General features: G+C 38.6%; 8 protein-coding genes. 1 reads left to right on the top strand and 7 read right to left on the bottom strand.

Annotated features, from left to right (window positions below; translation table 11 throughout):
- Positions 1 to 187: 187 nt before the first annotated feature.
- The 6 genes from HMPREF9078_RS06135 to HMPREF9078_RS06110 form a co-directional block, all read right to left on the bottom strand.
- The gene (locus HMPREF9078_RS06135) at positions 188 to 1,111 is read right to left on the bottom strand and encodes a M48 family metallopeptidase (RefSeq protein ID WP_009419836.1); all 924 of its coding nucleotides are present in this window, start codon (positions 1,109 to 1,111) and stop codon (positions 188 to 190) included.
- Positions 1,112 to 1,264: 153 nt separating this feature from the next.
- Positions 1,265 to 1,828, bottom strand: coding sequence for a LemA family protein (locus HMPREF9078_RS06130; RefSeq protein WP_009410846.1), 564 nt, complete (start codon positions 1,826 to 1,828; stop codon positions 1,265 to 1,267).
- Positions 1,829 to 1,830: 2 nt separating this feature from the next.
- A complete protein-coding gene (locus HMPREF9078_RS06125) occupies positions 1,831 to 2,136 on the bottom strand; it encodes a virulence-associated protein D (protein WP_009419835.1) in 306 nt (101 codons plus the stop codon).
- Between the two features lie 3 nt (positions 2,137 to 2,139).
- A complete protein-coding gene (locus tag HMPREF9078_RS06120; RefSeq protein WP_009419834.1) occupies positions 2,140 to 2,358 on the bottom strand; it encodes a hypothetical protein in 219 nt (72 codons plus the stop codon).
- A 7-nt stretch (positions 2,359 to 2,365) separates the two neighbouring features.
- On the bottom strand, positions 2,366 to 3,208 hold the full coding sequence (gene rfbD / locus HMPREF9078_RS06115; RefSeq protein WP_009419833.1) for a dTDP-4-dehydrorhamnose reductase: 843 nt from the start codon (positions 3,206 to 3,208) through the stop codon (positions 2,366 to 2,368).
- Positions 3,209 to 3,214: 6 nt separating this feature from the next.
- Complete coding sequence (locus HMPREF9078_RS06110) at positions 3,215 to 3,430, bottom strand: hypothetical protein (RefSeq protein ID WP_002675130.1); 216 nt, start codon at positions 3,428 to 3,430, stop codon at positions 3,215 to 3,217.
- Positions 3,431 to 3,777: 347 nt separating this feature from the next.
- Here HMPREF9078_RS06110 and HMPREF9078_RS06105 point away from each other — a divergent pair, with 347 nt between their 5' ends.
- Positions 3,778 to 4,737, top strand: coding sequence for a ribonucleotide-diphosphate reductase subunit beta (locus HMPREF9078_RS06105; RefSeq protein ID WP_002675128.1), 960 nt, complete (start codon positions 3,778 to 3,780; stop codon positions 4,735 to 4,737).
- A gap of 41 nt (positions 4,738 to 4,778) precedes the next feature.
- On the opposite strand, the gene HMPREF9078_RS06100 is transcribed toward HMPREF9078_RS06105, so the two are convergent.
- Positions 4,779 to 5,639, bottom strand: coding sequence for a glycerophosphodiester phosphodiesterase family protein (locus tag HMPREF9078_RS06100; protein ID WP_009419832.1), 861 nt, complete (start codon positions 5,637 to 5,639; stop codon positions 4,779 to 4,781).
- Between the last annotated feature and the right edge of the window lie 800 nt (positions 5,640 to 6,439).

Below are 6,439 nucleotides of genomic sequence, written 5' to 3'. Positions count from 1 at the left end.
TGGGTCTACAGTGGGTCTACAGTGGGTCAAGAATGAAGTAAAGACAAATAAAAGGTGAAGAATGAATGAAGAAAACTTCTATGATTGATACATAGGTGAGGTACGTTTACTGAAGGAATCAAGGGGAGTTGTAGAAGGGAAGCTTATGCGTAAGAATGTTTTAGTTAATTTGAGCTAACATAAGTCATTAAAATTGCTCTAATACTTGTATGCGTTTGCGAATAGGTGGGTGGGTGGCGAACATTGCAAAAAAGCCTTCGGCTTTATAGTCGATGAAGAGTTCTTTTACTTCGTCGTTATCCACACCTTCGATGGTGGAGTGCCCTGAGATTTTCTTTAAGGCATTGGCTAATGCCAAAGACTTATGGGTCATTTCAACAGCTCCTGCATCAGCCATATATTCGCGACTGCGAGAAAGTGCCAACTTAAAGAGTATTGAAAAGAAATAGACAACCCCTGCTACCAATAAGACTACCAGCACAACAGCTCCTCCCCCACCCTTTTCGTTTCGCCTGTTGCGTGAAGAATACAACTGACTATTGAGCATCGTGCGGAAAGCGATATTGGCAATCGTGGCAAAAATACCTACAAACACAATGGTAATAATAAGCAAACGGACATCACGGTTGCGGATATGGGTAAGTTCGTGAGCTATCACCCCTTCGAGTTCATCGTCGTTAAGCGTGTTAATAATACCACGTGTGAGGGTGACGGCAAAGGTTTTTTGGTTGATACCAGAAGCAAAAGCATTGAGCGCATCGCTTTCTATAATATAGAGCTTAGGCATAGGCATTCCGACACTCATACAAAGGTTCTCGGTGAGATTATACACCCGCATATTCTCACGGCGTTCTAAGGGACGAGAGTGGGTGGCGGTTTGTATCATTTGGGTATTGAAGAAGTAGGAGATTACAAACCATATAGCTACCCCTATCAGCACCACAGGGACTACTGAAAGGAATTGAGCATTTACAGCCTCTATATCTTGGTCGTTAAGCATATACAATACCGCATAGGTTCCCGCAAGGATTAGCAAGGGGAAGGCTAATAAATACAGAACAGACTTGGTGTTATTTCGTGCGATTTGTTGTCGGATACCAAGATATTGCATAATTTAGGTTTTTATTATTACCAATTTTTCTTTACTTGCAAGGATAGGAGTGGCAAAGATATTAGTTTTATATGAAAATACCAAACAATGTTCAAAAAACAAATAAAGGAGACGCTATAAAACATCTCCTTTATATATCTTCTATGCATTCGATTAGCTAAACGAAATCTCTGGAGCTTTATCCAACTGCTGGCGTTGTTCTGTACCCAAATCGAAGAAGGGTTGTGGAGTCATTTTCTTGAAACCTGCTACGATGTTAGTAGGTATCGATTGGATAGCGGTATTCAGCTCTTTGGTAGTAGAGTTGAAGAAGCGACGCACTGACGCCAATTTATTTTCTATATCGGCAATTTCTTGTTGGAGGTGCATAAAGTTAGTATTCGCTTTCAAATCAGGATAAGCTTCTACTTGGATATTGAAAGCGCCCATTGCAGAAGAGAGTTCTTTCTCAGCTGCAATCTTATCGTTTATATCAGTAGCGCTCATAGCACGACTGCGCGCTTGAGTGATTTTGGTAAGCACATCGGACTCGTGAGTCATATAGCCTTTTACGGCTGCTACGAGTTGAGGAATAAGGTCGTGACGTTGCTTGAGTTGCACATCGATATCAGCAAAGGCGTTCTCACGATTATTGGCTAATGCTACCAATTTATTATTGGCACTAATGTACCAAAATACTACAATCACTATGATTGCGATGGTTATTATAAGTCCCATATCTAATTAATAAATGTTTTTTTAGTGGATTTTATTTTTACTACTCGAGTTAAATCACTCCAGTCCTCAATTCTGAATACTCTTATATCTCTAACAGCATTAGCAAACCATTCAATATAAGCAAGGGCATCTATGGCTAACATTAAATTCCCCATATCCTTATTATCGGTTACATAGGTACTCCCTTGTATTCTGTAAAAGTTATATTTTTCAAGTTCTGAAGCTATCTCATAATAAGCATTATTATATGGTTTCCCATAATGCTTTTCTAAAGATGATATATTCATATCAAAAGCTATAGCATACATAACCTAAGATTTAGAGGCTTTAAAGTAATCTTTTACGCCGAAGAAGATACGTCCTTGATTATCTTTGATAGCTATTTCATCTCCTATAAACGGATTTTTAAAGATTTTAATAACAGTACCTGTTATCCAATCTTTTAACATAGTTAAATCAGGTGATACTTCTACAATATCACCTACTTTAAAAGGGCTCTTTGAGATTTCTTTTTTCATATAATTTAGCATTTATTTCTCATTTATCACCGCAAAAACTATGCCTCCAATGAGGAATTGGATAATTAAAGTCTTTTTTTAGCTTGGTTTTATCTAACACTGAGTAGGCAGGGCGCGTTACTTTGCTTGGAAACTCATCGGAACGACAGGGTAATACTTTACAATCATTACCCGATTGCGCTACAATAGTTACTGCAAAGTCATACCACGAGCAAACCCCTTCGTTAGAGAAGTGATATACCTCACGTTTGCCTTTATACCAAAGGTTTTCGACTGCTTGCACAATAAAATCGGCTAAATCAGAAGCGTTGGTAGGGGAGCCTACTTGGTCGAATACTACTTTTAGTTCAGTACGTTCGGCACTGAGGCGCTGAATAGTCTTTACAAAGTTATGACCGAAACGCAATGAGTACAACCACGCTGTACGGATAATGAGATGTTCAATACCTGCTTGTTGTATTGCTTGTTCGCCTGCTAATTTAGTACGCCCATAGACCCCAAGAGGTGTGGTTGGGTCGGTTTCGGTATAAGGAGTGTTTTTACTTCCTCCGAATACATAATCGGTGGAAATATGAATAAGAGGCAAGTTGTGTTCTTTACAAACAGTTGCTAAATTCTCGACAGCTGTATGGTTGATAAGAGTTGCGAGAGCTGAGTCATCTTCGGCTTTATCTACATTAGTATAAGCTGCACAATTGACAATGACATCAATATTATTGAGTTGCACAAAAGCACGAATAGCTTGGACATCACAGATGTCCAAGCTATTTATATCCGTGAAATAGTAGCAACTTTTCTTGTGAGGATTAGCCTGAATTTCAGAACCTAATTGCCCACTACCTCCAGTTACTAAAACATTCATTTACTATTAGCTAACAGCGTAAGCGTTACTATCTACCTCTACGCTTTGTTTATCGCGAAAGCTATTATATAATCTGTTTACGTCTGCTTTATACTTATCGGGCACATTATTGCCATAAGTTCTGTTAAGCTCTATAAACTTTTGTTTTAAATCAGGAGTAATTGCAGTGTTGAAATTCTCCATATACAAAATGTGTTCTACTAATTTTACAAATTCTTCCATAGTTCTATAAATGTTTAATCATTGTTTGACGAGGCAAAAGTACGAATAAATTTATTATTGACAAAAAAATAGTTATCAATTTAAATTAACAGGTTATTAACAGAGTTATCAACAGGAGGAATTTAGGTAAAAGATAAAAGGTAAAAGGTAAAAGGTAAAATTAGTAAAAATAAAAGATTTTTTGAAGAGCAAAGGTAAGGTGAAGAAAATTAGAGAATGAGAAAATTAGAAAATTAGGGAATGTGGGAATTAGCAAATTAGAAAAATTATTGGAGTTTATAGTATTTTTATTATCTTTGCGCTCTGTAAAACATCATTAAAACATTCATAAAAAAACATTTATCATTATGGGAATTTTTGACAAACGCGAGAACTACAAACCTTTTGAATATCCTGAGGTTATGGAGTTTGTGAACGCTATGCACAAATCGTTTTGGGTACACTCAGAAGTGGAGTTTACTGCCGATATTCAGGATTTTAAATCGGAGTTAACACCTGTAGAAAAAGAGGCAGTGAAACGCGCTCTATTAGGTATCGCCCAAGTGGAAGTATCGGTAAAGACTTTCTGGGGAGACCTCTACGACCTCTTCCCTAAACCTGAATTCAACGGATTAGGGGCTACTTTTGCCGAATGTGAGTTCCGCCACAGCGAGGCTTATGCACGCCTATTGGAGGTTTTGGGCTACAACAACGAGTTTGAAAACTTATTGGAGGTACCTGTTTTTAAAGAACGCAGTAATGTATTAAAAGAATACTTGGCTAAAAATCGTGAGAACGCTATGGAGCGGATTCTGTTTTTCACATTGATTATTGAGAATGCTTCGTTGTTCAGTCAGTTTGCTACTATTCTTTCATTTACGCGTTTTAAAGGGTTCTTGAAAAACGTAGCGAATATTATCGCGTGGACATCAGTAGACGAACAGTTACACGCCAATGCAGGTATTTATATTCTCAAAAAGATATTTGAAGAAAATCCAGAAATGAAAGCTAAAGCCGAAGAAGATGCGACTACTTTTATCCGTAGTTATATCACTTTGGAAGACAAGATGCTAGACTGGATTTTTGAACAAGGTGAATTGGAGTTCTTTAGCAAAAAAGACTTGTCGAACTATATGCGTTATCGTTTGGACGACTCGCTTACACAATTGGGATTAGGAAAGCCTTTTGGAATTTCGGGAGAGGAAGCTAAACCGATGATGTGGTTTGAGGAGGAAGTGTTCAGCAATGAGCTTGACGATTTCTTTGCCAAACGCCCTACTGCTTATACTAAACACGACAAGAGTATTAGCGAAAACGATTTGTTTTAGATAAAAAAAGAGGTAAGAAGTAAGTTTCTTACCTCTTTTTTTTACTTGAATGCCAAAGGTCTATCGGTAGAAAAAACTTGTATGCCTTTCTTTGCCCACTCGGTATATAGGTGGTCGCCTTTGGTAGCAGCACGCTTATCTAAGTTACCTAATGTACCTAATATGGCAGGTATTTTTAGTTGGTTTAAACGCTCGTACAGCTGATCAGGAGCTAAACGAATACCGGTGAAAGCCAACAACTTCTGTTTAGGAATACCTGTTTGCAAAATACGGTTCAGTTCGTCTTCATTGCGGGCGCTCACCGAAAGGAGCATCTCAGGAGCTACCTTATGCAAGGCTTCGGCTTGTGCAGTATTATAACTGATAAGCACCACTTGCGCTTCCATCTTCTCTTCGCGCACTAAATCTACCACTTTTTGATAAGAAATACCCTTTTTAAAATCTAACATTAAGTACCCCTTATTGGTTTTACACCACGAAAGTACGTCTTTTAAAAACGGAATCTGAAAGGCAGTTACATTGCCGAACTCGTCTTTGAGTTTTTCAGCGCGCAACTGTGCGGTAGTAAGGGCTGATACGACTCCTTGACCTGTGGCGGTACGTCCTAACTTATCGTCGTGCATCAGGAGCAAATCGCCGTCGGCACTCTCGAAGATATCTATCTCAAAGCTGTGTATTCCTTTCTTGGAAAGGTATTGAATGCTTTCCAAACAGTTTTCGGGATAGCCTTTAAGTTGCTCTCCTCCCCCACCCCGATGAGCAGAAACAATGGGTTTGGAGGTGAAATACATTTGGTTAGTAATCTCCTCTTGGGGGATTATCTGTCCGGTTGAGGGGCTTTTGCAAGCCATTGCGAGGCACAAAAGCGATAAAGTGATGATATATTTCTTCATTAAAAACATATTTTTTTTGCAAAGATAAAGAAAATATAGAAATGAGAAAATGAGAGAATGAGAAAATGAGAAAAGTGCGAGGCCTTAGGCCTTAGTCCATAGGCACTAGGAATGCGACGAAAAAGTGACAAGAAAATTAGAGAATTAGGAAATTTGGAAATGAGAAAATGAGAGAATGAGGAGGAGGCTACAAGAATCGCACTAGCGGAGGGTTTGTTAGTTTATTCAACTTTGGCAAAGTTTGAGATGAAAAAGCGATGTGTTGGTGACTGTTAGGAGTATTCGGAAGGAAACAGAAAAGTTCGGAAGAGAGTTGAGAGGGGTTTTGGTAAAAAAAGGCTATGAGAGGGTGGGGTTAGCTTATAGAGAGCTTATAGGAAGCTTATACGAATCTTGGAAGATTGGTATAGAAAGGGTGTGGGAGGGAGGGTTTTTGATGAAAAAAGGCTATTAGATGGGTTAGCTTATAGAGAGCTTATAGGAAGCGGGTGGGGTTAGCTTATAGAGAGCTTATAGGAAGCTTATACGAATCTTGGAAGATTGGTATAGAAAGGGTGTGGGAGGGAGGGTTTTTGATGAAAAAAGGCTATTAGATGGGGGTTTTTGATAAAAAAAGGCTGTGAGGAGGGTGGAGTCTTAGCTTATAGGGAGCTTATAGGAAGCTTATACGAATCTTGGAAGATTGGTATAGAAAGGGTGTGAATCTTGGACGATTGGTATAGAAAGGGTGTATAAAAAGTTGATTCATAATATGATACAACGAGTATAAAAATGGTAAAAATGGGGTTTCGAGGCGAAAGAAAGAGAAA

The organism is Capnocytophaga sp. oral taxon 380 str. F0488 (genome assembly GCF_000318255.2).
GTDB classification, from domain to species: Bacteria; Bacteroidota; Bacteroidia; order Flavobacteriales; family Flavobacteriaceae; genus Capnocytophaga; species Capnocytophaga ochracea.
Note: the sequence above shows the minus strand (reverse complement) of the source record. Positions and strands in the feature narration are given on the sequence as shown.

Coding starts and splice junctions, on each gene's coding strand:
- HMPREF9078_RS06135 (WP_009419836.1), bottom strand. CDS start 1,111: ATGCAATATCTTGGTATCCGACAACAAATCGCACGAAATAACACCAAG.
- HMPREF9078_RS06130 (WP_009410846.1), bottom strand. CDS start 1,828: ATGGGACTTATAATAACCATCGCAATCATAGTGATTGTAGTATTTTGG.
- HMPREF9078_RS06125 (WP_009419835.1), bottom strand. CDS start 2,136: ATGTATGCTATAGCTTTTGATATGAATATATCATCTTTAGAAAAGCAT.
- HMPREF9078_RS06120 (WP_009419834.1), bottom strand. CDS start 2,358: ATGCTAAATTATATGAAAAAAGAAATCTCAAAGAGCCCTTTTAAAGTA.
- rfbD (WP_009419833.1), bottom strand. CDS start 3,208: ATGAATGTTTTAGTAACTGGAGGTAGTGGGCAATTAGGTTCTGAAATT.
- HMPREF9078_RS06110 (WP_002675130.1), bottom strand. CDS start 3,430: ATGGAAGAATTTGTAAAATTAGTAGAACACATTTTGTATATGGAGAAT.
- HMPREF9078_RS06105 (WP_002675128.1), top strand. CDS start 3,778: ATGGGAATTTTTGACAAACGCGAGAACTACAAACCTTTTGAATATCCT.
- HMPREF9078_RS06100 (WP_009419832.1), bottom strand. CDS start 5,639: ATGTTTTTAATGAAGAAATATATCATCACTTTATCGCTTTTGTGCCTC.